This window comes from Vibrio sp. Vb0304 (assembly GCF_033338995.1).
GTDB lineage: Bacteria > Pseudomonadota > Gammaproteobacteria > Enterobacterales > Vibrionaceae > Vibrio > Vibrio alginolyticus.
The window spans coordinates 1-1155 of record NZ_JAWOTT010000263.1 but is presented as its reverse complement, the minus strand read 5'-3'; the positions used below and the strand labels follow the sequence as shown (position 1 = coordinate 1155).

Annotated in this window: 1 protein-coding gene and 1 pseudogene; one reads left to right on the top strand and one right to left on the bottom strand. The window is 46.1% G+C overall.

The annotated features are described in order from the left end of the window. The first annotated feature begins 205 nt into the window (after positions 1-205). The gene (locus R7P35_RS25500; protein WP_318093206.1) at positions 206-601 is read left to right on the top strand and encodes a cystatin domain-containing protein; all 396 of its coding nucleotides are present in this window, start codon (positions 206-208) and stop codon (positions 599-601) included. A 75-nt stretch (positions 602-676) separates the two neighbouring features. On the opposite strand, the pseudogene R7P35_RS25495 reads toward R7P35_RS25500, so the two are convergent. Further along, positions 677-1155 (bottom strand): annotated as a pseudogene (locus R7P35_RS25495) (FAD-dependent oxidoreductase); the annotation flags it as partial.

The window sequence follows — 1155 nt, the reverse complement described above, 5'->3', positions numbered from 1 at the left end:
CAGAAACCCCATGTCTCTGACTCTTTCAATATAGTGCACTTTTCGGACAAATTTCAGTGAAGCGGCGCTCATTTATGTATCGAAAGGACTCACCACTATTTTGTACGACTTTCTTTGTACGACTTTCCGTTCCAACTTCTTCTCATTATGTAAAGCAACACAGCCGTGCTTATACTAAATCAAGGACAAATAACGGAGTGTCTTTATGAGTGTTAGGAAATATTGGGGAGCCGCAGCCACTCTTGCAATCCTCACGATCACCAACAATGTCTACGCCGTGGACAAGCAAGTTTCACCCGCGATGAAAAAGAAAATGCAGGCAATTTGTTCGGCAGAAAAGAGTCAACCCGGTGGATGGCAAGTTTCTCAAGTTACTCCAGAAGCGCAGCGCCCGTTGAGCATGCCTTTGTACCAGATGAACGCCGAAGATAAATTAAAAAACATCAACGAAGTACGCACTCAAGTGGTAGCGGGTACTCACTATGCGTTTGAGTTCGAGCTTCAAGACGGTGAGGTGTGGAACGCAATGGTCTTACGCAGTGCAAGGGGCGATTACATGATCGAAAGACACGCCAAAAAAGGCGAACTTTGTCCGAAGTAGAATGCCACCAACAAAAACCTGATGAAATGAAAGAGCCAGTGTTCAAAACTGGCTCTACTGGCTCTATATGTCTGACTAGACGACTTTAGCTACCACTTTCTCATCGACCTTATCGCAAATGTACTCTCCGATAGGCATGGCAGATGTGGCCGCTGGGGAAGGCGCATTACACACGTGAAGGCTTCTTGCGCTCTCTGCAAATAGGAAATCGTGCACTAGAGTGCCGTCCGACAACACCGCTTGCGCGCGAATCCCTGCAGGGTAAGGCTGGAGATCCTCAACACGAATACTCGGACAATATTTATTGACCAGTTTCAAATACCCAGGCTTCCACCACGAGTTTTTAAACTCTTCCAAGCCCGTTTTTAAGTGCTTTTGTGTGACTTTCCAAAAGCCAGAAAAACTCAGCATTTGCAGTGTATCTTGCAGGTTAAAGTTCACTTTTCCATACCCTTCTCGCTTCCAACCCTGAACGGCATTTGGACCAACCGTCACAGAACCATCAATCATACGAGTCAAATGCACCCCCAAAAATGGCAAATCTGGATCTGGAA

What these genes read in the sequence shown, in the direction of transcription:
- R7P35_RS25500 (WP_318093206.1), top strand. Translation starts at nt 206, where the DNA reads ATGAGTGTTAGGAAATATTGGGGAGCCGCAGCCACTCTTGCAATCCTC.